18 protein-coding genes are annotated in these 24,594 nt (G+C 33.7%); 10 read left to right on the top strand and 8 right to left on the bottom strand.

What is annotated here, in order from left to right; all coding sequences use genetic code 11:
• Positions 1 to 258: 258 nt before the first annotated feature.
• From trpB to AB8B52_RS00570, 6 genes are all read right to left on the bottom strand, one after another.
• On the bottom strand, positions 259 to 1,440 hold the full coding sequence (trpB, locus tag AB8B52_RS00595) for a tryptophan synthase subunit beta (RefSeq protein ID WP_406024189.1): 1,182 nt from the start codon (positions 1,438 to 1,440) through the stop codon (positions 259 to 261).
• 30 nt (positions 1,441 to 1,470) lie between these two features.
• Positions 1,471 to 2,097 carry a phosphoribosylanthranilate isomerase gene (locus AB8B52_RS00590; protein WP_406024187.1) on the bottom strand — a complete coding sequence of 209 codons (627 nt, stop codon included), beginning with the start codon at positions 2,095 to 2,097 and terminating at the stop codon, positions 1,471 to 1,473.
• 108 nt (positions 2,098 to 2,205) lie between these two features.
• Positions 2,206 to 2,994 carry an indole-3-glycerol phosphate synthase TrpC gene (trpC, locus tag AB8B52_RS00585; RefSeq protein ID WP_406024185.1) on the bottom strand — a complete coding sequence of 263 codons (789 nt, stop codon included), beginning with the start codon at positions 2,992 to 2,994 and terminating at the stop codon, positions 2,206 to 2,208.
• A gap of 75 nt (positions 2,995 to 3,069) precedes the next feature.
• The gene (trpD, locus tag AB8B52_RS00580; protein WP_406024183.1) at positions 3,070 to 4,065 is read right to left on the bottom strand and encodes an anthranilate phosphoribosyltransferase; all 996 of its coding nucleotides are present in this window, start codon (positions 4,063 to 4,065) and stop codon (positions 3,070 to 3,072) included.
• 164 nt (positions 4,066 to 4,229) lie between these two features.
• Entirely contained in the window at positions 4,230 to 4,796 is a 567-nt protein-coding gene (locus AB8B52_RS00575) for an anthranilate synthase component II (protein ID WP_406024181.1), read from the bottom strand.
• A gap of 210 nt (positions 4,797 to 5,006) precedes the next feature.
• Complete coding sequence (locus tag AB8B52_RS00570; RefSeq protein WP_406024180.1) at positions 5,007 to 6,407, bottom strand: anthranilate synthase component I family protein; 1,401 nt, start codon at positions 6,405 to 6,407, stop codon at positions 5,007 to 5,009.
• Between the two features lie 794 nt (positions 6,408 to 7,201).
• Here AB8B52_RS00570 and AB8B52_RS00565 point away from each other — a divergent pair.
• The 5 genes from AB8B52_RS00565 to AB8B52_RS00545 all read left to right on the top strand — a co-directional run bounded on the left by AB8B52_RS00565 (position 7,202) and on the right by AB8B52_RS00545 (position 11,808).
• Positions 7,202 to 7,747 carry a TlpA disulfide reductase family protein gene (locus AB8B52_RS00565; RefSeq protein WP_406024178.1) on the top strand — a complete coding sequence of 182 codons (546 nt, stop codon included), beginning with the start codon at positions 7,202 to 7,204 and terminating at the stop codon, positions 7,745 to 7,747.
• A 6-nt stretch (positions 7,748 to 7,753) separates the two neighbouring features.
• A complete protein-coding gene (locus AB8B52_RS00560) occupies positions 7,754 to 8,365 on the top strand; it encodes a thioredoxin family protein (RefSeq protein WP_406024176.1) in 612 nt (203 codons plus the stop codon).
• A 149-nt stretch (positions 8,366 to 8,514) separates the two neighbouring features.
• Positions 8,515 to 8,832 carry a rhodanese-like domain-containing protein gene (locus AB8B52_RS00555; protein ID WP_406024174.1) on the top strand — a complete coding sequence of 106 codons (318 nt, stop codon included), beginning with the start codon at positions 8,515 to 8,517 and terminating at the stop codon, positions 8,830 to 8,832.
• 10 nt (positions 8,833 to 8,842) lie between these two features.
• On the top strand, positions 8,843 to 9,250 hold the full coding sequence (locus AB8B52_RS00550; RefSeq protein ID WP_406024172.1) for a rhodanese-like domain-containing protein: 408 nt from the start codon (positions 8,843 to 8,845) through the stop codon (positions 9,248 to 9,250).
• A gap of 140 nt (positions 9,251 to 9,390) precedes the next feature.
• Positions 9,391 to 11,808, top strand: coding sequence for a protein-disulfide reductase DsbD domain-containing protein (locus AB8B52_RS00545; RefSeq protein ID WP_406024170.1), 2,418 nt, complete (start codon positions 9,391 to 9,393; stop codon positions 11,806 to 11,808).
• Between the two features lie 5 nt (positions 11,809 to 11,813).
• Here AB8B52_RS00545 and AB8B52_RS00540 read toward each other — a convergent pair whose 3' ends face one another.
• The gene (locus tag AB8B52_RS00540; protein WP_406024168.1) at positions 11,814 to 13,157 is read right to left on the bottom strand and encodes a sensor histidine kinase; all 1,344 of its coding nucleotides are present in this window, start codon (positions 13,155 to 13,157) and stop codon (positions 11,814 to 11,816) included.
• Positions 13,147 to 14,499, bottom strand: a complete 1,353-nt coding sequence (locus AB8B52_RS00535; protein WP_406024166.1) for a sigma-54-dependent transcriptional regulator — start codon at positions 14,497 to 14,499, stop codon at positions 13,147 to 13,149. The genes AB8B52_RS00540 and AB8B52_RS00535 overlap by 11 nt, the downstream gene beginning before the upstream one ends.
• Positions 14,500 to 14,706: 207 nt before the next feature.
• On the opposite strand from AB8B52_RS00535, the gene AB8B52_RS00530 reads away from it, so the two are divergent.
• The 5 genes from AB8B52_RS00530 to AB8B52_RS00510 all read left to right on the top strand — a co-directional run bounded on the left by AB8B52_RS00530 (position 14,707) and on the right by AB8B52_RS00510 (position 24,249).
• Complete coding sequence (locus AB8B52_RS00530) at positions 14,707 to 15,957, top strand: efflux RND transporter periplasmic adaptor subunit (protein WP_406024164.1); 1,251 nt, start codon at positions 14,707 to 14,709, stop codon at positions 15,955 to 15,957.
• Between the two features lie 91 nt (positions 15,958 to 16,048).
• Positions 16,049 to 16,726 (top strand): ABC transporter ATP-binding protein, encoded by a 678-nt coding sequence (locus tag AB8B52_RS00525; protein WP_406024163.1) that lies wholly within the window; start codon positions 16,049 to 16,051, stop codon positions 16,724 to 16,726.
• A gap of 238 nt (positions 16,727 to 16,964) precedes the next feature.
• Complete coding sequence (locus tag AB8B52_RS00520) at positions 16,965 to 19,364, top strand: ABC transporter permease (RefSeq protein ID WP_406024161.1); 2,400 nt, start codon at positions 16,965 to 16,967, stop codon at positions 19,362 to 19,364.
• A 27-nt stretch (positions 19,365 to 19,391) separates the two neighbouring features.
• Positions 19,392 to 21,770, top strand: a complete 2,379-nt coding sequence (locus AB8B52_RS00515) for an ABC transporter permease (protein WP_406024159.1) — start codon at positions 19,392 to 19,394, stop codon at positions 21,768 to 21,770.
• Positions 21,771 to 21,801: 31 nt separating this feature from the next.
• Entirely contained in the window at positions 21,802 to 24,249 is a 2,448-nt protein-coding gene (locus AB8B52_RS00510) for an ABC transporter permease (protein WP_406024157.1), read from the top strand.
• Positions 24,250 to 24,594 lie beyond the last annotated feature (345 nt).

Below are 24,594 nucleotides of genomic sequence, written 5' to 3'. Positions count from 1 at the left end.
TAATGTAAAAGTATCGTTTAAAATTTCAAATGCAAAACTTAATTTTGAGTTCAGAGTTCAGAGTTCAGAGTTCAGAGTTCAGAGTTCAGAGTTCAGAGTTCAGAGTTCGGAGTTCATAGTTTATAGTTCAGAGTTTCAAATTAAATTCTGTACGCCACGACTAAATTTCGTATTTCAGTTATAACTGTTAGTCCTCTTCATCTTCATCTTTATCTTCATCTTCATCTTCATCTTCATCTTCATCTTCGTCTTCCCCTACTAAAGCTTAAAATAATCAATATAGTTCTGTAAATCTTTATCTCCACGACCAGACAGATTAAGCACAATAATATCCTCTGGTTTAAATTTTTTATGCTCAAAAACAGCCAAAGCGTGAGAAGTTTCTATTGCAGGAATAATACCTTCGAGTTGCGATAATTCTAACCCAGATGTCATCGCTTCATCATCTGTAATGGCAATAAATTCAGCACGACCAGTTTTATACAAATTGGCATGCATCGGACCAACACCAGGATAATCTAAGCCTGCGGAAATAGAATACGGTTCTGTAATTTGTCCATCAGTAGTCTGCATCAATAAGGTTTTACTACCATGAATGATGCCTTCTTTACCTAATTGCGACGTAGCTGCACTTTCACCAGAATGGACACCTTTACCAGCAGCTTCAACGGCAATAATTTTTACAGCTTCATTATCTAAATAGTGATAATAAGTACCAGCTGCATTGCTTCCTCCACCAACACAAGCAATAAGGTAATCCGGATTTTCGGTACCTTCCTTTTCTAATAATTGACTTTTAATTTCTTCGGAAACTACCGCCTGAAATTTAGCCACCATATCTGGAAAAGGATGCGGCCCAACAACACTACCTACAATATAATGGGTGTCGAGAGGATTATTAATCCAGTCGCGCATGGCTTCATTGGTTGCATCTTTTAAAGTACGACTTCCAGATAGTGCTGGTACTACTTTAGTCCCTAACATTTTCATACGTGCAACGTTAGGTGCTTGGCGAGCAATATCTTTTTCTCCCATGTAAACGACACATTCAATTCCCATAAGCGCACAAACGGTTGCTGTTGCTACTCCGTGTTGACCAGCGCCAGTTTCTGCAATAATTCTGGTTTTACCTAAGCGCTGTGCCATAAGGATTTGCCCAACCGTATTATTTATTTTGTGGGCACCTGTATGGTTAAGGTCTTCACGTTTTAAATAAATTTTAGTGTTGTATTTTTCTGAAAGACGTTTGGCAAAATAGAGTGGAGAAGGTCTCCCAACATAATCTTTTAATAAGGCATGAAACGCTTCTTGGAATGAGGGTTCTGCCATTATTTTTAAATAGTTTTCGCGTAGTTCTTCAATATTTGGATAGAGCATTTCAGGTATGTACGCTCCACCAAATTCTCCGTAATAGCCTTTTTCATTGATGTTGTAAGTCATAATTCTATGTGATTAAGACCTCAAATATTTTTAAAACTTTTGAGGTGTGGTAACTTCATTTTTAAATTGTTCTAATGCTGCAATATGTTTTAATCCTGGTTCAATTTCAAATTTACTATTCACATCAAGCGCATAGCAGTATTTTGAAGCCTGACTTTCTTTAAATTCTTTAATCTTTTCAATTTCATTTAGCCCAATGCCTCCGCTCAAAAAGTAAGGTTTGGTGGATCGATAATTTTCTAAAACATCCCAATTGAAGGTGTAACCATTGCCGCCTGGTAATTTACCTTTAGTGTCGAAAAGGAAATAGTCAACAACGGCTTCGTAGGGTTCCAAAACACTAAAATCGAATTCATTTTTAATTGAGAAAACTTTAATTATTTCCTTATTTGTGCCTTTTAATAATTTGCAAATCTCAGGCGATTCATGTCCATGAAGTTGTAAAACATCTAACTGATGTTTTTCAATTTGCGCTACTATAACTTCCACTGTTTCATCTACAAAAACTCCTACTTTTTTGATGGAACTCGGTAATTCTGGAATGATATCATCAAAATTGCGAGCGGACTTTTCATAAAATATAAAACCAAGATAGTCTGGTTGCAGTTCCGCAACATCAGCAGTGTTATGTTTCATACCACATATTTTTAGTTTCATATATGCTTGCGAAAGCGGGAATCTTATCTCGCTTTTATTTTTTTAATTAAGACCTACAAGGTTTTATAAACCTTGCAGGACATTCTTGTTCAACAGACCTCACAGGTTTCAAAAACCTGTGAGGTCTTTTATGAATTTTTCAGCACTTTGCCCAGGATTATCTGTCTTCATAAAATTCTCTCCGATTAAAAAACCTTGGTAACCATAAGGCTGTAATTCTTTAATAGCGTCTATGGAACTGATACCACTTTCGGATATTTTTACAAAATCGTTTGGTATTAACTGACTCAATTGCTTTGAGGTTTCTAAACTGACTTCAAAGGTTTTTAGATTCCTGTTGTTAACACCTAACATATCTAACGATGGCATCATAGATTTATGCAATTCTTCTTCATTATGAACTTCTAACAAAACATCTAGCTTTAAGCTTTTTGCTAATTCTGAAAATTGCTTAATTTGTGCTTTGTTTAAAATGGAAGCAATCAATAAAATAGCATCTGCACCAATGGCTTTGGCTTCAATGATTTGATATTCGTCAATTATAAATTCTTTACGTAATAAGGGTAAACTGCAATGTTCTCTAGCCACTATGACATCGTCCATGGTGCCACCAAAATGAATTTCGTCTGTTAAAATAGACATGCCACATACACCTGCATTTTCGTAACCGACTGCCACATCTTCAACCAAAGCTGTATCGTTAATAATTGATTTTGAAGGTGATTTTCGTTTAAATTCCGCTATAATCCCTGTATCACTTGCTTTTAACTTTTTTGATAATGAAGTCGTTTTCATTTCAAAATAAGGCAATTGCTCATACGCTTTAATCGGAATTAATTCTTTTTTGAGATTCACCTCCTTGTGTTTGTCTTTGACTATTTGGTCTAAAATGTTCATTTTTTCAGTATTCAGTATTCAGTATTCAGTATTTAGTATTCAGTTTTTGCGCACTGAAGACTAGCATCTGAGAACTTATTTTTTACTTAATTCCACTAATCGATTTAAACTTTCTTTCGCTTTTCCACTAACCAACGATTCCTTAGCCAGTTCGAAACCCTCTTTATGTGAAATTTGTTTTGTTGTCGCTATCGCCAAACCTGCGTTGGCACAAACCACATTATTTTGTGCATCTGTTCCGTTTCCGTTAATGATATCAGTAAAAATTTTAGCGGCTTGTTTTACGGTATTTCCGCCAAAAATTGCAGATTGTTCAATCTGGGAAACACCTAAATCTTGCGGCTCGAATAGGGTTTCAGATGTATTTGAAATCACTTTTGTTTGTCCTGTTAAAGAAATTTCATCATAACCATCCAAGGCATGCACTACAGCATAATTTTTATCTGTTTCTTGATATAAATAACCATAAAGTCTCAATAATTCGAGATTAAAAACACCAACCATTTGATTCTTTGGAAAGGCAGGGTTCACCATAGGACCTAACATATTAAAAAACGTTTTGACTCCAAGTGCTTTCCGAATTGGAGCTACATTTTTCATAGCAGGATGAAACAGTGGAGCATGTAACACACAGATACCAGCTTCGTCGATACTTCGTTTTAAAAAATCGGCATTACTCGTAAATTTTATACCCAAATGCTCCATAACATTAGATGAGCCGCAAGCTGATGACACTCCGTAATTGCCATGTTTTGTGACATGGACTCCCGCTCCTGCAGTTACAAATGAGGATAATGTAGAAATATTGAAGGTGTCTTTTCCGTCACCTCCTGTACCACATAAATCAATGGTGTTGTAGTTGTCTAAGTTTACAGGAATACATAATTCTAAAAGTGCATCTCTAAATCCTCTCAGTTCTTCTATGGTAATGCTACGCATCATATAAACGGTGAGAAATGAAGCGATCTGACTTTGATTATATTTTCCTTCTGAAATATTAACCAAAACGTTTTTAGCTTCAGTGCTTGTGATACTTTCTTGGTTAATAAGTCTGTTTAATAGTGCTTTCATAGGCCTTTCCCTAACCCTTTCTACTTCGACTGCGCTCAGCACAAGCTTCAAAAAGGGAATTTGTTAATTCTTTTATTTATACGTTTGATTTAATTTGAAAATCTTAGCTTTTTACTTAATACTTAATACTTAATACTTAATACTTAATACTAAATACCTAATACCTAGTCATTCACCCAATTCTCTAAAATCCGTTTCCCATTCGGTGTGAGAACAGATTCAGGATGGTACTGAACTCCTCTCACATCATATTCTCGATGTCTTAACGACATAATTTGTCCGTTTTCGTCAAAAGACGTAGCTTCTAAACATTCTGGTAAATTAGTATTTACGACCCAAGAATGGTAACGACCAACTTCAAACGTTTTATCAAGACCTTTAAAAAGATTTTCGTCGTCAACAGATACTGTAATATTGGTAGCAACTCCATGATACACATGCTCTAAGTTTTCTAGAGTGCCTCCAAAAACTTCGCCAATAGCTTGTTGTCCAAGACATACACCTAGTATACTTTTGGTATGTGCATACACCTTAATAATCTCCTTTAACAAACCAGCTTCATCTGGTATGCCAGGACCTGGTGATAACACAATTTTATCAAATGCATCAACGTCTTCAATGGATAGCTTATCGTTTCTTTTTACAGTGACTTCGCAATCTAAATCTTCCAAATAATGAACGAGATTGTATGTGAAACTGTCGTAATTATCTATGACTAATATTTTTTTCATACTAATTTTCTGCTTTGGCAGTCCCGAAATTTCGGGATTATTTGTTATTAATACCTACAAGGTTTTTGAAACCTTGCAGGATACTCTTATTAACACCTACAAGGTTTTTAAGAACCTATGAGGTCTTTTGCGTTAAGGATTGAGCGGTTTGTTTGAGCTCCTCGCAGAGAGCGAGTAGCGAAAGCCTGACCCTTGGGTAACGCCCAAATTTTAAACATCTTCTGCCATTTCAATAGCTTTTGTTAAAGCACCAAGTTTGTTATATACTTCTTGTAATTCGTTTTCTGCGCTAGATTTTGCCACAATACCTGCTCCTGCTTGCCAAAATAATTTATGATTCTGACTTAAAAAGGTTCTAATCATAATGGCTTGATTAAAGTTACCATTAAAATCCATAAAACCGATAGCTCCTCCGTAATAACCTCTGCTGGTTTTTTCGTATGTCTCAATGAGCTGCATCGCTTTGTGTTTAGGCGCACCACTTAAAGTTCCAGCAGGAAAGGTGTCTGCAACCACTTGCATGGTGTTGGTGTTTTTATGAATAGTGCCTGTAACTTTGCTTACCAAATGGATCACATGCGAGAAAAATTGTACTTCTCGGTAATTTTCAACAGTGACGTTGCTACCATTTCTGCTGAGGTCGTTTCGTGCTAAATCTACCAACATGACATGTTCTGCATTTTCCTTATCATCTTTAATTAAGGCTTCTGCTAGTTCCGCATCTTTTAAATCATTTCCACTACGTTTAAAAGTGCCTGCAATAGGATGAATTTCGGCTTTGCCATCGCTGACCACTAGTTGTGCTTCTGGCGAACTTCCAAATATTTTAAAATTACCATAATCGAAATAGAAGAGGTAAGGCGAAGGATTGATACTTCTTAGTGCTCGGTACACATTAAATTCGTCACCACTAAATTGTTGCGAAAATTGTTTGGACAACACCAATTGAAAAACATCTCCTCTTGCACAGTGTTTTTTTGCTAGTTCTACGTGATTTTTGTAGTCGTCATCTGTAAGATTAGATGCAATTTCACCTTTTGTTTTAAAATCGTAGGAAGCGTATTGTCTGGTTTGAATTAATTGAAGAATGTCATCAATGTTATTTTCCGTATCAAAACAATGTGCAAAAATATAAGCTTCGTTTTTAAAGTGATTAATGGCAATAATATTTTGATAAACAGCGTAATAAATTTCTGGAATGACCACAGAATTATCTTTTTTTGAAATCTCGATGTCTTCAAAATATTTTACTGCATCGTACGCTGTGTACCCAAAAATGCCATTATTAATAAATTTAAAATCTTCAATGGTATCTACTTTAAAGCGTTGTGTGAATTTGTGAATTTCATCGACCACACCAACGGTTTCAACAAAATTACTTTTAGAACTACCATCAGGATAGGTTTGCGATATGGTATTGCCTTCAACCTTAATAGACGCAATGGGATTACAGCAGATATAAGAAAAACTGTTATCATTAGCGTGATAATCACTACTTTCTAATAAAATACTATTAGGAAATTTATCTCTAATTTTAAGATAAATGCTCACAGGCGTGATTGTATCTGCTAAGATTTTTTTATAATGGGTGTAAAGACTAAATGTTTTCATATTTATGCTGAACTCGTTTCAGTATCCTTTTGTTTTACGTTTTAATTTACTTTTGATGTTCCGATAGCTATCGGAATTGTGTCAGTATCTTTTTGTTTAATACTTAAGAATTCTTTTAAAAGGTGCTGAAATAAATTCAGCATTAAAAAAGGCTTGTCGTGAATGACAAGCCTTTTTTTATATGTTTACATACCAAGGATTAGTTCACGAACGTAAGTTTGAGAAATTCCACCACCAAGTATGATTTGTATTTATTTTCATCTGAATGTCAAATATAGATATCATAATTCGCAATCTCAAACATTTTATCTGTAATTATTGATTTTTTTTGAATGGGAGATAGAATATCTTTTAAATGTCTTTAGCGATGTAATGAAATTTAGAATTATAGAGGTCAGTAGACAGTTACTTGTGCGAATTGATAATTAATTAGCTACTGTCTGGTTGAGCGCAGTCGAAACCTACAAGAAGCACATCAATAGTTCTCGACTGCGCTCGAACGGACAATTATTAATAATTCAAATATCATATCATCAATTAATTATGATTAATTTTTAGTACGTATTTAACTACTGACTTCTGTAAAATGAAATGTTTGAATTAATTTTTTGTTAATTATTGTATGTTCAAAAGTCCTATTGATAACTTTATACCAAGAAACGCATATTGTAAAATTTTTAGCAACTCAGGGCAAGATTAAGAGCGAACACCAAGTGATCTATAAAAAAAACTACAGAAAAAACTACAGAAAAAGCTACTGGATCAATTCCGATAGCTATCGGAACAGCATAAACATGAAACCATTTATTCTTCTATTAATTATAGGTTTAGTTTCTTGTAAAAATAAGACTCAGGATACGCAACCTAAACCATCAGAGACTAACGTCGTTTTGGAACATACTGATACTATCAACACGGATTTTGATTTAGAGATTTACGATTATGATGGATTAGAACCTTTGATAAATAAAAAAGATGGTAAAATTCATGTTGTAAACTTTTGGGCAACCTGGTGCGCACCTTGTATTAAAGAGTTACCTTATTTTGAAGTTATTAATGAAAAGTATAAAAATGATAATGTTGAAGTGCTGCTTGTGAGTTTAGACTTTCCAAGTAAGTACGATTCGGCATTAAAGCCTTATATAAAGAAGAACAATTTAAAATCTAAAGTGGTGGCTTTCGATGATATTGATCAAAATCGTTGGATTCCTGCAATAGACGAAAGTTGGTCTGGCGCATTACCAGCCACTATTATTTATAATGATGAAAAACGTCAGTTTTATGAAAAATTATTTACACAAAACGAATTAGAAACCGAACTCAAACAATTTTTAAAATAGAAACATATGAAAACTTTAAAATTACTTACAGCCTTAGTGTTAGTATTAACACTTTCTGCTTTTACAATCAACACAGATACTAAAGGTTACGGTATCGGTGATATTGCTACAGATTTTAGTCTCGAAAATATTGATGGAAAAATGGTCTCTCTGTCAGATTACAAAGAAGCTAAAGGTTTTATCGTCATCTTTACGTGTAATACTTGTCCTTATTCCGTAGCCTATGAAGATAGAATTGAAGCTTTAAATAAAAAATACGCTTCAAAAGGTTATCCTGTTATTGCTATTATGCCAAATAATACAAAAGTAAAACCAGGAGATAATATGGAAGCGATGCAGCAAAGAGCAAAAGAAAAAGGCTTTACATTTCCTTATTTGATGGACAAAGGTCAAACGGTTTATCCGCAATATGGTGCTACAAAAACGCCTCATGTTTATGTTTTACAAAAAACTGAAAAGGGAAATATGGTAAAATATATTGGTGCTATTGACAATAATTATAAAGACGCTACAGCGGTAACAGAAACTTACGTTGAAGATGCAGTGTATGCACTTTTAAATAACACCGCTATTGAGATTAAGGAAACTAAAGCGATTGGTTGTTCTATTAAAGTGTAACCTTAGAAAAGGCACAAAATAAATCGATGAGTTCCTGAATTAAGTTGAGGATAAAATGTTAAAAAATGAATCCAAAGTGTAACACTTTGGATTTTTTTACGTCTATATCATAAAGAAATGTTAATTTTGTTTAAACATAGAACTTAAAAATGGCAGATTTATCCCAGCAAGATTGGACAAAACAGCTTAAAGAAGACAATAATTCGGTGATTTTAGACGTTAGAACACAAGATGAAGTCGATTTAGGCATGATACCTGATGCTATACATATAGATATTTTTAAAGGCCAAGGTTTCATTGATGAGATTGAGCAATTAGATAAATCTAAAAGTTATTATGTGTATTGCAAATCTGGTGGTAGAAGCGGACAGGCTTGCGCTATTATGAACCAATTAGACATTGCTAATGCCTATAATTTGTTAGGCGGATTTACAGATTGGCAGGGCGAAGTTGCCCACAAACAATAATACCAAAAACATGAAAAATAGATTTACCATTTGCTGCCTTTTACTTGTATTAAGTATCGGTACAAGCTGCATCAATTCAAATTCAGATAGTGAGGTTAAACTCGTAACGGCTCAAGAAATGCAATCTATTTTAGATTTAGAAGATGCGCAAATTATAGATGTGAGAACAGCAAAAGAGCATCATGAAGTTCGGATAGCAAATTCTCAAAACATAGACTTTACGTCTCCAACCTTTGAACAAGATATTTCAAAACTAGATAAAAAGAAACCTGTAATTGTTTATTGCAAATCTGGTGGTAGAAGTGCAAAATGCTCTAAAAAGATGATAGACGCAGGCTTCGAAAAAGTATATGATCTTGAAGGTGGTATATCCAAATGGAAACATTCCGATAAGCTCGAAATTGAAATCAAATCATAAAATGACCAACCGAACTTAACGTTCGGGTTTTTTATACACTCCATTTCTCTTCTTTTATTCTTAAGGTTTTTATAAATTAGACGACTGTTAAATGCGAACCGTATTTTCGTCTCTTACATTTGTAAATTAAGATTTCGTTTATGAACTTTAAAAAAGTACTTCTCTTTTGCCTTTTGGCATTTTCGTTTTCCTTTAATTTAGATGCTCAAGTTTTTGATCCTGTAAAGTGGGAAACTAAAACCGAAAAGATATCTGATACCGAATACGATTTAATATCCATAGCAACAATTGATTCTGGTTGGCATTTGTATTCTCAAACTGTACCAGATGGTGGTCCAATTCCATCAACCTTTACCTATGTAAAGCATTCAGATTTTGAATTGGTTGGAAAGACGATTGAAGAGGATGGAAAAATTGTTGATGATCCTGTTTTTGAAATGAAAATTAAGTTTTTTGAAGATAAAGCAGAGTTCAGACAACGCATTAAAGTTTTAAATAAGGAATTATCTTTAGTTGAAGGTGAGGTTGAATTCATGGTCTGTGATGATGAAAAATGCATGCCACCAAATTATATTGATTTAAAATTCAACTTAAAAGACGCTAAAGTTCTTGAAGCTAAGTCAGACACTATTTCATTTGGTACACCAGAAACGAATACTTTAAGTTCTGAATCATCTCCTAAAATTCTTAATCCTGTAAAATGGAGTACATCTGTTGAACAACTAAATGCTTCTGAATATGTTTTAGTATCTACAGCAACCATACAAGACAATTGGAAGTTATACTCGCAAAATGTTGAAGAAGGACCAATACCAACAAGTTTTGAATATGAACTTGAGGATGGTGTAACCTTAGAGGGAAAAACCAAAGAAGAAAAAGGTAAAGTGGTAATGGATAAAGTCTTCGGAGCGGAGATTAAATTTTTTAAGAAGTCTGCTCAGTTCAGACAAAAAATTAAAGTTTCAAATAAAGACATCATATCGGTTAAAGCCGAAGTTGGCTTTATGGCTTGCGATGATACACAATGCACACCACCAACATATTTAGATTTAGAATTCGATTTAACTAACCCAGTAAAAACCGAAGATCTCACAAGTACATCTAACGAAGATAAAGGTGATAGTAAAGGCTTATGGTCTATCTTCATAGTCGCTTTCCTTTCAGGATTTGTGGCTTTGTTAACTCCTTGTGTCTTTCCGATGATACCAATGACGGTTAGTTTTTTTATAAAACAAAGCCAGTCTAAAGCCAAAGGTATTAGAAATGCTATTATTTATGGCTTATCAATTATTGTAATTTATGTTCTGTTAGGTACTATTATTACAGCAATTTTTGGTGCAGATGCTTTAAATGCACTGGCAACCAATGTTTGGTTTAACCTTATATTCTTTTTACTATTAGTGGTATTTGCCATTTCGTTTTTAGGAGCTTTTGAAATTGTATTACCAAATTCTTGGGCAAATAAAGCCGACCGTCAAGCGGATCGTGGCGGACTCGTTGGTATCTTTTTTATGGCTTTAGCGTTGGCAATAGTTTCATTCTCGTGCACTGGTCCTATTGTAGGCACCATCTTAGTAGAAGCAGCATCTAAAGGCGGTATTGCACCAGTGATTGGCATGTTAGGCTTTTCGTCTGCTATTGCCTTACCATTTGCATTATTTGCAGCATTTCCAGGTTGGTTAAATTCGTTACCAAAATCTGGTGGATGGTTAAATACTGTAAAAGTGGTTCTAGGATTTTTAGAATTGGCCTTGGCATTTAAATTTTTATCGCAAGCCGATTTAGTACTACAATTACACTTCTTAGAGCGTGAGGTATTCTTAGCGATTTGGATTGCTATTTTTGGAGCCTTGGCTTTATATTTATTTGGAAAAATTCAGTTGCCACATGATTCACCGCTGAAACACATTTCAGTAGGCCGATTATTGTTAGGACTACTAACGCTTAGTTTTACCATATATATGATTCCTGGACTTTGGGGAGCACCTTTAAATTTGATTAGTGCATTTCCTCCACCATTAGATTATAGTGAGTCTCCTTATGGAGTAGGGAACTCAAAAGGTGGAGGAGGAGCAAGTGCAAGTCATTCAGATTTACCAGAAGGAGCACATTTATTAGCACCTCATGATATTTTAGCCTTTAATGATTACGATCAAGGCTTGGCTTATGCAAAAGAAGTCGGTAAACCCGTAATGTTAGATTTTACAGGTTGGGCATGTGTGAATTGCCGTAAAATGGAACAAAATGTTTGGGTAAAACCTGAAATTTTATCGAAGCTTAAAAATGAGGTCGTTTTAATTTCATTATATGTCGATGAGCAAATTGATTTTCCTGAAGGCGAAGCACCAGATTCAAAATTAAGACCAGGAAAAAAGTTGAGAAACAAAGGTCAGAAATGGAGCGAAATGCAAACCATTAAGTACAAAACCAATACACAACCTTATTATGTGCTGATGGATCATAATGAAGACAACCTAAATGAGCCTGTAGCTTACACACCAGATGCAAAGCAATATTATAAATGGTTGAAAGAAGGTATTGGGAATTTTGAGAACTAATAAGTTTAAAACACCAGACTAAAAACAGAGCCTTCACCTTCTATACTTTTTACAATAATCCGGCCTTTGTGAAGCAGCATAATTTGCTTACATAAACTTAAGCCAATACCGCTTCCTGTCGTTTTACTGGTAAAAAACGGTACAAAAATATTTTCAAGAATATCTTGCGGAATTCCAGAACCATTATCAACGATTTTTATAACAGTATCTCTGTTTGGGTTTTGATTTGCTAAAACTTTAATTTTTGCGTTTTCTTTATCTTTGCAGGCGTCAACAGCATTTAAGATAAGATTTATTAATACTTGTTCTATTAAATGTGTGTCAATATCTAATTCTAATTTTTGCGTAGATACGTTGAATTCTATATCAATATTTTTAGCTTTTATCGATGGTTCCATCAACAATTGAATATTGTTGAGCACATCTGAAACCTTAGTTCGCTGTAAATTTAAATGGGTTACTTTACTTAGACTTCTATACGTTTTAGCAAATTTTAAAAGTCCTTCACTTCGGTTTTTAATCGTTTTAATACCAGCATTGAGGTCTTCTAATTCTAAACGCGATTCCTCAGGTTGTTCTATTGCAATTTGTAAATTTCTTTGCAATGTATCTGCTAAGGATGAAATTGGTGCAATAGAATTCATGATTTCATGAGTCATAACACTTAATAATTTCTTCCAAGATTCAGACTCATTTTTATTTAAAGTATCATCTATATTTTGAATGACAATTAATTTGAAAGCATCTTCATCAACCTGAAAAACAGTGTCAGAAATCAATATTTTAATACTATCGTTTTGTAAGGCAATAGAAATAGAATCTGGTTCTCGATGATAGGTTTCAAAAATAGTATTGTATAATTCGGGCTTTCTATTTTCAATAAATCTGATGTTTTTAAAAGAAGGTACATCGAGTATATCTCCAAAAGAATCATTACTCCAAAGTACATCTCCAGATTCAAGATTATAAGCGATAATTCCAATATCCACCATTTCTAGAATCTTTTGTAGATAAACGTATTGCGCCTGATTCTGAGAATTTATTTCTTTAATCGTTCGATTGATTTCATTAAAACCAGTATATAAAAATCGAATATCTTTTGGACCAAGATCTTCTGGAAACCATCTTGAAAAATCACGATACTTCACCGCTTCAAAAAAATCATCCATTGCTACAAAGCGACGCTTTATAAAACTGTACGTATTTATAAATAAGTATAATAAAACAATGCTAAGAACAATTGTATATGCAGTTTGTTCTGTTTGAAACTTATAAACTAACCCAAGTATGGCACTTACGATGAGTACGATTCTAAAAAAGAGCTTTAAGATGTAGCCTTTATAGTTCATATTTTTCTAATCGTCTGTATAAAGCAGCTCGTGTGATTCCTAATTCTTTGGCAGATTTAGAAACGTTCCCTCTGTTTTTTTCCAAAACTGTAAGAATGGCATTTTTTTCTAAATCGTCTAAATTTAAACTTTTAGTTTCAACACTAGTGGTTGAGGTGGTTCGTTCTATGGAAGAGAAAACTAAGTCTTCTGGTTTTAGAATACTACCGTCGGTCATGATTACAGCACGTTCTAAAACATATTGCAGTTCTCTTACATTTCCAGGGAAATCATGTTTCTTTAATTTTGAAATAAATCCGGAATCAAAAGTAAAAGGATTCTTATTATATTTTTCGGCATAAAGCGATACAAAATGATGAGATAATTCTGTAATATCGGTACCACGATCTCTCAATGGAGGCACGATAATATCAACCGTATTTATTCTGTAGATTAAATCCTTTCTGAATTTCTTTTCGTCTGCTAATACGTGTGGATTAATATTAGTGGCGCAAATTAAACGAATATCAATAGGAATGGCATCGTTAGAACCTAAAGGCGTTACTTGTCTGTTCTGTAAAACGGTTAAAAGTCTTGTTTGCTGTCCTAAACTAATATTACCAATTTCATCTAAAAATAATGTCCCTCCATTTGCGGCTTCAAAGCGTCCTTTTCTATCTTCTCTTGCGTCTGTGAAAGCACCTTTTTTGTAACCAAAAAGTTCACTTTCAAATAGCGAATCTGTTAAGGCTCCAACATCGACTTTTACAAAAGGTTGATCACGTCTATGTGAATTATCATGAAGCGCGCGAGCAATTAAATCTTTACCTGTTCCGTTTTCTCCAAGTACCAAAATATTAGCATCAGTTGGTGCCACTTTTTTTAGTTTTACGAAAACATCGTTCATAACTTGACTGTCGCCAATAATGTCTGTGCTACTTATGCTGTTGTCGTTGTTTTTAGATCCTTTAGATTTTTTCTTGCTCAGTATAGTGGTTATGGTTTCTATGATTTTGTTATTCTTCCATGGTTTCATTAAAAAGTCAGCAGCTCCCTCTTTAAGACCTCTTATCGCTAAATCGATATCGGCATAAGCTGTCATAAGGATAACAGCAGTTTCAGGCTTTTGTTTTCTGATTTTATTTAACCAAAAAATACCTTCGTTACCAGTATTGACTAAACCATTAAAGTTCATGTCTAGTATAATGATATCGTAGTTTTTCTTTTCTATTTGAGAAAGTATGTTGCTTGGGTTTTTTTCGGTGACTACTTCCTTTACAAGTGGTTTAAGGAGTAAGCGCAATGCTGTAAGCACGTCAGCATCATCGTCTATAACTAATATTGTTGCGTTTTTTAAAACCATCCATACAATATTACGATTTTATATTCAGCTATTTTATATTCAAAAACTAAAAATTTTTGGGTCAACAAAAGTGTGCATTTTCGAACATAAAGTGTATCAAAACCGAACACTTTTATTTTTGAATAAAAACATAAACAACTGATTTAAAAGTCTTTAATGTTTTGGCATCATCTTCACTATATGAACTGTATAAACAAAGAATAAAAAATGGACGTTCCAATTCAGAAGAAAAAATTTTCAAATCAAAAGCTAGGACTTATTGGTGGAGTATTAGCAATAATAGCTTTAATCGTTTATGTGATTTTACAAACCTCTGGTGGTTCTAAATTGAATGTCGAAAAAGAGCGTATTTCTATAAATACAGTTTCTAAAGACGTGTTTCAAGAGAACATACCTGTTAACGGAATCGTATTGCCAATTACAACCATTTATTTAGATGCCTTGGAAGGTGGTCGTGTGGAAGAAAAATTTGTAGAGGATGGTGCCATGTTAAAAAAAGGAGAGCCAATTTTGAGATTATCGAATACAGATTTAGAGTTGAGTTTGGTGAATCAAGAAACCTCGGTTTATAATCTATTGACCCAAATGCAGATTTCGCAAAATGCAGCACGTCAGAATACAATTAACAGACAAAATCAGTTTACAGACGTAGAAAATAATTTGATTGAGGCCGAGCGTATATATAATTTGAACAAGCGTTTATATGACAAAGGTGCTATTGGAAGAATGGATTATGAATCGTCTCAGAATAATTATGAGTATCAAAAAGAACGCATGAAATTGTCTAAGCAAGTCTTGTCAGAGGATACAATTTCAACAAAACTGGAAGTCAACCAAGCCAGAAACTCATATGCCAGAACACAAAGTGCTTTAGAATTAATGCGTAAAAAAGTAGGTGATTTAGTGGTGCGTGCGCCAATTGATGGGCAGTTAACATCACTAGATGCAGAGATTGGTCAATCTATAACGAAAGGCACACGTTTAGGACAAGTTGACGTCACAAGCGGCTACAAAGTAAGAGTCGATATTGATGAGCATTACATCTCTAGAATTTATAATGGTCAGACAGGAACGTTTACACTTAATAATAAACTTTACATTTTAACTATAAAGAAAGTGTTTACACAAGTGACTAATGGACGTTTTCAAGTCGATATGAAATTTGAAGGTGATGTGCCAGAAGGGATTAGAAGAGGTCAAAACCTACAAATTAGAGTTGCTTTAAGTGCAGAGAAAGAAGCTTTATTAGTTTCTAAAGGAGGCTTCTTTCAAAAAACTGGAGGCAACTGGGTTTTTAAAGTAAGTGAAGACGGTACAACAGCATACAAAGTAAACATTAGATTAGGAAGCCAAAACACAGAATATTACGAAGTGCTTGAAGGTTTAAATCCTGGAGATAAAGTAGTAACGTCTAGTTATGATTCTTTTGGAGATACTGAAGAACTTATTTTGAAATAGAAAAGTTAGAAAAGAGATTATAGATAAAAAATAAATAAAATTAACAAAGCTAAAAGCCAAGGGCGAATAGCTAAAAGTAAATAAGAACAGAATGATACAAATTACAGACTTAGAGAAATTTTACAAGACTGAAGAAGTACAAACTATTGCGCTTAACAAATTATCATTTGGAGTAAAAGAAGGTGAGTTTGTGGCAATAATGGGACCTTCAGGTTGTGGTAAATCTACTTTACTAAATATTTTAGGATTACTAGATGATCCAGATGGTGGAAGTTTTATGTTCAACGGAATAGAAGTGGCAGGCTTTAATGAGCGTAGACGTTCAGAATTGCGTAAGCATAATATTGGGTTTGTATTTCAGAGCTTTAACCTTATAGATGAACTTACGGTTTTTGAAAACGTAGAATTGCCATTAATATACACAGGCGTAAAACCAGCACAGCGCAAAGAACAAGTGGAAGCGGTTTTAGAGAAAATGCAAATAATGCATCGTCGTAATCACTTTCCTCAGCAATTATCTGGTGGACAACAGCAACGTGTCGCTGTAGCAAGAGCTGTAGTAAATAAACCAAAATTAATTCTTGCAGATGAGCCAACTGGTAACTTAGATAGTACCAATGGAAATGAAGTTATGGACTTGCTAATTGATCTTAACGAAGCGGGTACAACAATTATTATGGTAACGCACAGTGAGCACGATGCCAAATACAGTCACAGAATCATCAGAATGTTAGATGGACAGAAAGTGACGGAAAACATATTAGCTTAAATCGACTTTCATCAATCAATCAGTTGGAAAACGCTTCAGTATAAAATTAATCAACCAATCAATCATTTATACTGAGATGTTGAAGCCAAATTAATCAAAAAGCGAACAGTAACTTTTGCTGAACTAGTTTCAGTAATTATACTGAACGTTTGATACCAAATTATAATAATCCAATCAATCAAATCAATCAGATGCTGAAATAAATTTAGCATAAGACGAACAGTAACTTATAGAAAAGATGTTTAAGAATTATTTCAAAATAGCGTTCAGAAACCTTATCAAAAATAAGGTGTATTCATTTATTAATATTTCTGGACTAGCTGTTGGTATGGCAGCTACTATAATGATAGGTTTATGGATCGTTGATGAGTTAAATTATAATAGCCATTTTAAAAATAAAAAGACCATTGCTCAAATTTATCAGAGTCAGACAATCAATAATACCATTGGTACTGGTCCTGCAATTCCTAGACCATTAGAATTTGCTTTACGAGAAGGTCATAATGATAATTTTAAGCATCTTGTTATGGCATCTTGGGAACAGCCAAGATATTTAAAGTATGGTGAAACTAATATTTACACAAATGGAAATGCCATGCAAGACGATGGTCCAGAAATGTTAGATTTAGATATTATTGAGGGAGTGAGAAATGGTCTTAAAGAGCAGAATTCGATAATGATGTCTGCATCTTTAGCAAAATCTTTATTTGCAAATGAAACTGCGATTGGTAAAATAGTCAAAGTAAATAACGAAGATGATTTAATGGTAACTGCAGTTTATAAAGATATCCCTCAAAATAATACATTCAGTGATATGGAATATCTCATACCATGGAAATATTATGTCACTACACAACCTTGGTTAGAACTTTCTAAGGAAGCTTGGGGAAATAATTCATTTCAATTATTTGTTCAAATTAATGAGAATACAACCATGGATGCTGTTACCTCTAAAATTATTAACGTTAAGAAAAATACATCAACAGATACAGCACAGTTTAATCCTCAAATATTCTTATTTCCGATGAAAGATTGGTATTTAAGAAATGATTTCGAAAATGGTGTGCAATCTGGAGGGCGTATAGAAAACGTATGGCTGTTTGGTATTATTGGACTATTTATTTTGTTGTTAGCTTGTATAAATTTCGTGAATTTATCCACCGCACGTTCAGAAAAACGAGCAACTGAAGTAGGTATTAGAAAAGCCATCGGTTCGCAACGTGGCCAACTTATATTCCAATTTTTAAGCGAGTCGTTTCTAATTGTTGTTTTATCGTTCGTATTTTCACTTGGTATTGTTATATTATTTTTAAATGGATTTAATAATTTAGCGAGTAAAGCGATTGTTTTTCCTTGGGCGAATATTCAATTTTGGCTAATCGCATTAGTCTTTGTATTTGTTACGGCTTTTTTAGCTGGTAGTTATCCAGCCTTGTATTTATCATCATTCAATCCTGTAGCGGTTTTAAAAGGCACGTTTAAGTCTGGTCGTTTTGCTTCATTACCTCGAAAATTTTTGGTGGTAACACAGTTTACGGTTTCAATTGCATTAATTATTGGAACACTTGTGGTGATGAACCAAATTCAATTTTCTAAAGACAGACCAGTTGGTTATGATACAAAAGGCTTAATTCAAATCCCTGTAATGAGTAGTGAGTTTATTGGGAAAAAAGATATAATGCGTGAGCAGTTTTTAGCTTCAGGTGGAGCTCTAGAAATGGCTGGTACAAGCGCACCAATGACAAATGTTTGGTCTAACAGGTCAGGTTATACTTGGGAAGGTAAACCTGTTGGTTTTCAAGAAGATTTAGCGTATACTTCTGTTTCTTATGAATTTACAGAAACTTTAGGTTTAAAAATAGTTGAAGGTAGAGGGTTTTCCAGAGAATTTGCCACAGATTCTAATGCGGTGATTCTTAACCAAACAGCTGTGAAATATATGAATCTTACAGATCCAATCGGAAAATATATTAGAGATTCTGATACTGAAGATGTCGATCCACCATTAAAAATTATTGGTGTGGTAGAGGATATGATAATACAATCTCCCTATAGTCCTGTGAAACAAGCAATGTATGTCTTTGAGAAATATGGGAATACAGCATTCTATAATGTGAGGCTTAATCCTGAAAAAAGTACGAGTGAAAATTTAGTACTAGTTGAAAGTGTCTTTAAGAAAAACTTCCCAAATACTCCTTTCGATTATCAATTTGTAGATGAAGAATATGGGGCAAAATTTAGCTCGGAAGAACGAATTGCGAGTTTAGCAAGAGTCTTTACTGCATTAGCTATTTTTATTAGTTGTTTAGGCCTTTTTGGATTGGCATCATTTGTAGCCGAACAACGTACTAAGGAAATTGGAGTTCGAAAAGTGTTGGGTGCATCTATTAGTCAGTTATGGTTATTACTATCTAAAGATTTTATAACTCTGGTAATTATAGCTTTATTAATCGCATCACCATTGGCTTATTATGTAATGGGAGCATGGTTACAGAAATTTAGTTATCGAACTACAGTCAGTTGGGATGTGTTTGCTATTGCATGTTTTGGGGCATTAATAATTACTCTGATCACGGTCAGTTTTCAAGCTATTAAGGCAGCGACATCTAATCCTGTGGATTCATTACGCTCGGAGTAAATCAATAAGAATTCAATCAAAAAAATCATGTTAAGAAATTATCTAAAAATAGCACTAAGAAACTTGTATAGACACAAGGGATTCACTTTACTTAATATAACAGGCCTTGCTATTGGTATGACTGCTGGTTTTCTAGTTCTACTATATGTGAATTTTGAATTGAGCTATGACAATATGCACAGTAAAGGAAATTATATATATAGAGTTGTTGCTGATATTGATACGCCATCAGAAAAAATTGAAGCACCTATTGCTGCATGGGCAGTTGGACCAAACATAGAAAAAGAATTTCCAGAAATTTTGAAATTCACAAGAGTTTCAGATGAAGACTTTACAATAGTTAAAGATGGTACTAAATTTTTAGAAGAGCAGGTTATTGCAGTAGACTCTGCCTTTTTCGAAATTTTCGATTTCGAACTTTTAAAAGGTGATAAAACTCAAGTTTTAAAACAACCAAATAGTTTAGTGATTTCTGAAACTATGGCGACTAAATACTTTGATTCCAAAAACCCAATAGGAGAGAATTTGGTAGTCGAAGGTCTTGATAATCCTGCAACTATAACAGGGGTTATGAAAGATATCCCTGAAAATTCTCATATTCAGGCAGATATTATAGTGTCAATGATTACTTATAATGCTGCACCAAACAGTAGAGATGGTCAATGGGACAATTATGATCCATCTATTTATATTTTAACAGCAGCAGAAGTAAGTCCAAAAATCCTAGAAGCAAAGTTTCCCGATTTTCTTGAAAAACGAACTGGAGATGAAATGCGACAATCAAAAATGTTTGTTACTTTATTTTTAGAACCATTTAAGGATGTGTATTTAAAATCGGATCGTGGTAGCTCAATTTCTGGTAGTATTAGTAATGTATATGTATTTTCAGTTATAGGCATTTTTATATTACTAATTGCGAGTATCAATTTTATCAATTTAGCGACAGCACGTTCAGTTGAAAGAGCAAAAGAAGTAGGGATTAGAAAAGTTATTGGTGCAGAGAAAAGTCAACTTGGTTTTCAATTTATTGGTGAGTCTATTATTCTCTGCATCATAGCATTTTTTGTAGCTGTGGGATTAACCGCTTTAGGATTGCCTTATTTTAATGATTTGGCAGGCAAAATAGTAAGTGTTGGTGTTTTTGCAGACCCTATTAATATCCTCTATCTATTTTTAATGGCCATGGTAATTGGTGTTATAGCAGGTGTTTATCCTGCAATAATACTCTCTTCATTTAAGCCAATTAGTGTGCTTAAAGGCAGTTTTTCAACGGGCACTAAAGGTATTTTATTACGAAAAAGTTTAGTAGTCGTACAATTTACAATCTCTATTTCTTTAATAATCGGAACTATCGTTATCTACAATCAGATGCGATTTATGCAAAATCAGGATTTAGGATTTAGTAAAGAGCAAACCATAGTAATCCCTACAGAAATAGGAAGTGGTCAAGATGCATTGGTAAATAGTATTTCAAAAATTCCAGGAGTGAAAGGTACAGCTTTAGCGTCAAGTGTTCCAGGTACAGGGAATTCTGCTGCCTATTCCGAAATTGAAAATCAACAAGGTGATTTGCAGATTGCTAATTTAGATTTGTACTTCGTTAATGAAGATTATCTTAAACAATTAGGAATGAAAATTGTTGCAGGTAGAGGGTTTTCTAGAGATTTTGCTTCAGATTCAAGTAAAGCGATGATTATAAATGAAAAGGCAGTGTCTCTTCTCGGTTATGCAAACGCACAAGATGCTATTGGTGCAGACTATCAACAATGGGGAAGTAATGGTGAGATTATAGGTGTGGTTAAGGATTTTAATTATAAATCTTTGCAAGACGAAATTAGTCCTTTGACCATGCGATTAGACTCAGAACAAACCGATATTATTACCATAAAAATTCAAGGAAACAATACATCACAAACTTTAGCTTCTATTGAGGAGACGTGGAAATCAATTATGCCTGGAGATCCATTTGAGTATTATTTTTTAGACGAACTTTTCAATAATCAATATCAGGCAGAAGAACAATTTGAAAGTTTATTTATGAGTTTTGCTTTATTGGCAATTTTTATTTCATGCTTAGGACTTCTCGGATTAGCTGCTTACAGTACAATACAGCGTAAACGTGAAATAGGAATACGTAAAATTATAGGTGCATCTGTTGGAAGTATAGTTAATCTGCTTTCTAAGGAGTTTATAAAATTAGTAGCCATTGCATTTGTTGTTTCGGCACCAATAGCTTGGTATTTAATGCATAGTTGGTTAGAAGATTTTGCATATAAAATAAATATTAAATGGTGGATGTTTGTCGTTGCCGGATTAGGCTCTATGGTTATCGCCTTAGTTACCGTGAGTTTTCAAGCTATTAAAGCAGCGACATCTAATCCTTTGAAGTCATTGCGTACAGAATAGTCATCATCAATCAAAATCAAAAAAAGAAATCATGATCAAGAATTATTTCAAAATAGCATGGAGAAACCTAATGAAGCATAAGGTGTTTTCTATTATAAACGTTATTGGCCTTACTATAGGTTTAAGCGCATCATTTGTCATTGGACTAATGATTTATTATGATTACACTTTTGATGATTTTCATAAAGACGGCGACCATATTTATCGTGTGGTTTCTGAATTTACAGACCCAGAAGAAAAATATTATAATTCAGGCATAACACTGGCTTTAAAAGGTGCTATTGAAGACAATTCAAACTTTGAAACTGTAAGCGAATTTTACATCGAAAGACCATCAAATGTAGTTAACAAACAAAACGATATTACCTTAAAATGGCCAGAATTTGTGATTTTCGCTGACCAAAATTATTTGGATATTTTTCAATATAACTTTTTAGCAGGCAATAAAACTGAAGCACTAAAAAATCCAAATCAAGTTGTATTAACCCAAACAAGAGCAGCAGAATATTTCCCAAAACTTTCGCCTACAGAAATTGTTGGTAGAACATTAATTTACAACGACTCAATAAATGTTAAGGTTACTGGTGTTGTAGAAAACTTTACAGAACGAACAGATATCGTTTTTAAGGAATTTGTATCTCATGCAACCTTACTACAAACTAACAAAAAAAGAGATATTACTAAGCGCTATTGGTTTAATACAAACGGTAATTCGCAATTGTATGTAAAGTTTAAAGAAAATGCAAATGTAGCAAGTGTACAAAAACTTTTGGATGATTTGGCGTTAGAACATACGGACGAAGATGATATCAAATATGGCCAATCGCGCAAATTTAAGTTACAAGCACTTAAGGATATTCACTTTAACGAGGATTACGGTACTTACGATTGGGAAAAGGCACAAGCCAGCAAACCGCTATTAAGAAATTTGGCACTTGTCGCACTCTTTTTACTACTATTGGGTTGTATTAATTTTATCAATCTCAATACGGCACAAGCCTCGCAGCGCGCCAAAGAAATTGGTATCAGAAAAACCTTGGGCAGCAGCAGAAAACAACTTATTGTTCAGTTTTTGGGCGAAACGTTTTTGTTAGTTTTATGCTCAGCAATTTTGTCATTATTACTTTCAAAATGGTTGATTAGCGTATTTTCAGATTTTGTACCAGAAGAATTAAGTTTTCAATTATTTGGTAATCCTCTAATTGTAATAGGTATTATTATTTTACTTTTATTAGTTACATTTTTATCTGGGTTTTATCCTGCTTTGGTACTTTCAAAATACAATGCGGTTTCTGTGATGAAAAATCAAATGTCTTCAGCCGAGCGTAAAGTAGGTTTACGTAAATTTTTAACGGTGTTTCAGTTTACAATTGCGCAAGTTTTTATCATTGCCACATTATTGGTTGGTAAACAAATTAACTACTTATTAACTAAGGATATGGGGTTTAAAACGGATGCTATTGTTTCGGTATTTCAGCCAAGAGCCGAGCAAGAATTTTCTAAAAAATTGCTGTTTGCCGAAAAGTTGAAAACAATTCCAGAAATAAAACAAGTCAGTATTGGCGGAAAAGGTCCAGCTTCAAATTCGGTAAATTCAACAAATGTTACCTATACCGATGGTAAAAACATAGCAAAATCCGAAATGCAATATATTAATGGTGATTTAAATTATGCCAAATTATTTGAGCTTCAACTTTTAGATGGACGCCTTTACAGAAACGATACCATTAGAGAATTGGTGATTAATGAAACATTATTGAGAAAGTTAGGATTTTCTAATCCAGCCGAAGCAATTGGGAAACAAGTTGAAACAAATAATAAGCTTATTCCCATTGTTGGTGTCATGGCAGATTTTAACCAACGTTCTTTAAAGTCCGAAATAAAACCGATGGCACTAGCTGGCGATTGGTACCGACCTTATGTTAGTTTGTACCAAGCTGTACACATATCGTTTTATAATGAATCTTCAGAAAATTTGAAGTCCACATTATCAAAAATCGAAAATGCTTATCAACAAGTCTACTCCGAAACCGACGATTATCGTTTGGAATTTATGGACGAGACTATAGCTGAATTCTACAATCGCGAACAAAAAATATCTAAGCTACTTAACTGGTCAACTGGACTTTCAATTTTAATAAGCTGTTTAGGACTTCTGGGTCTTGTGATTTATACCACAAATCGTCGTGTCAAAGAAATTGGCGTGCGCAAAGTTTTGGGCGCCTCGTTATTGCAAATCAATACGCTGCTGTGTAAAGAATTTTTAGTGCTCGTCGCCATTGCGTTTATTGTTGCTGCGCCAATTGCTTATTTTGGTATTAACAATTGGCTACAAGATTTTTCTTATAAAACAAGCATTAGTTTTTGGGTGTTTTTGGTAAGCGGATGCGCTATGATTTTATTTGCTTTATTAGTTATAAGTGCGAAGACATTACAAGCGGCAAATGCTAATCCTGTAGATTCTTTGCGCTCGGAGTAAAATATTCAATTATTCAAATTTTAAAGTGTCCGATTACGTACAAAAAGTGTACTAAAACCGAACACTTATAATTTTAAAAATATATTTAAAACTTTAGTAATCAATAGTTTATATGCTTGGCGTCATCTTCACTATATAATTGGTAACAAATTAAAAATATCTAAAATCAATCAAAAATGAAAAAAATCATCTTACTATTTGGATTAGTAGCAATTATTGGAAATGCGTATTCTCAAGTTCCAGAAAATCTAACAGATAAAGAGAAAATCTATGGATTGTCTAAAGTATGGAAAGAAGCAGATAAGAACTTTGTTTTTTTTGACCAAGTACCGTCATTGGATTGGG

Source organism: Winogradskyella sp. (assembly GCF_045105575.1).
Lineage (GTDB): Bacteria > Bacteroidota > Bacteroidia > Flavobacteriales > Flavobacteriaceae > Winogradskyella.
The sequence above is the reverse complement of the archived record's forward strand: the minus strand, read 5'-3'. Positions and strand labels throughout refer to the sequence as shown.

Coding starts and splice junctions, on each gene's coding strand:
- AB8B52_RS00545 (WP_406024170.1), top strand. CDS start 9,391: ATGAACTTTAAAAAAGTACTTCTCTTTTGCCTTTTGGCATTTTCGTTT.
- AB8B52_RS00530 (WP_406024164.1), top strand. CDS start 14,707: ATGGACGTTCCAATTCAGAAGAAAAAATTTTCAAATCAAAAGCTAGGA.
- AB8B52_RS00540 (WP_406024168.1), bottom strand. CDS start 13,157: ATGAACTATAAAGGCTACATCTTAAAGCTCTTTTTTAGAATCGTACTC.
- AB8B52_RS00565 (WP_406024178.1), top strand. CDS start 7,202: ATGAAACCATTTATTCTTCTATTAATTATAGGTTTAGTTTCTTGTAAA.
- AB8B52_RS00590 (WP_406024187.1), bottom strand. CDS start 2,097: ATGAAACTAAAAATATGTGGTATGAAACATAACACTGCTGATGTTGCG.
- trpD (WP_406024183.1), bottom strand. CDS start 4,065: ATGAAAGCACTATTAAACAGACTTATTAACCAAGAAAGTATCACAAGC.
- AB8B52_RS00575 (WP_406024181.1), bottom strand. CDS start 4,796: ATGAAAAAAATATTAGTCATAGATAATTACGACAGTTTCACATACAAT.
- AB8B52_RS00515 (WP_406024159.1), top strand. CDS start 19,392: ATGTTAAGAAATTATCTAAAAATAGCACTAAGAAACTTGTATAGACAC.
- AB8B52_RS00560 (WP_406024176.1), top strand. CDS start 7,754: ATGAAAACTTTAAAATTACTTACAGCCTTAGTGTTAGTATTAACACTT.
- AB8B52_RS00510 (WP_406024157.1), top strand. CDS start 21,802: ATGATCAAGAATTATTTCAAAATAGCATGGAGAAACCTAATGAAGCAT.
- AB8B52_RS00520 (WP_406024161.1), top strand. CDS start 16,965: ATGTTTAAGAATTATTTCAAAATAGCGTTCAGAAACCTTATCAAAAAT.
- AB8B52_RS00525 (WP_406024163.1), top strand. CDS start 16,049: ATGATACAAATTACAGACTTAGAGAAATTTTACAAGACTGAAGAAGTA.
- AB8B52_RS00550 (WP_406024172.1), top strand. CDS start 8,843: ATGAAAAATAGATTTACCATTTGCTGCCTTTTACTTGTATTAAGTATC.
- AB8B52_RS00570 (WP_406024180.1), bottom strand. CDS start 6,407: ATGAAAACATTTAGTCTTTACACCCATTATAAAAAAATCTTAGCAGAT.
- trpB (WP_406024189.1), bottom strand. CDS start 1,440: ATGACTTACAACATCAATGAAAAAGGCTATTACGGAGAATTTGGTGGA.
- trpC (WP_406024185.1), bottom strand. CDS start 2,994: ATGAACATTTTAGACCAAATAGTCAAAGACAAACACAAGGAGGTGAAT.
- AB8B52_RS00555 (WP_406024174.1), top strand. CDS start 8,515: ATGGCAGATTTATCCCAGCAAGATTGGACAAAACAGCTTAAAGAAGAC.
- AB8B52_RS00535 (WP_406024166.1), bottom strand. CDS start 14,499: ATGGTTTTAAAAAACGCAACAATATTAGTTATAGACGATGATGCTGAC.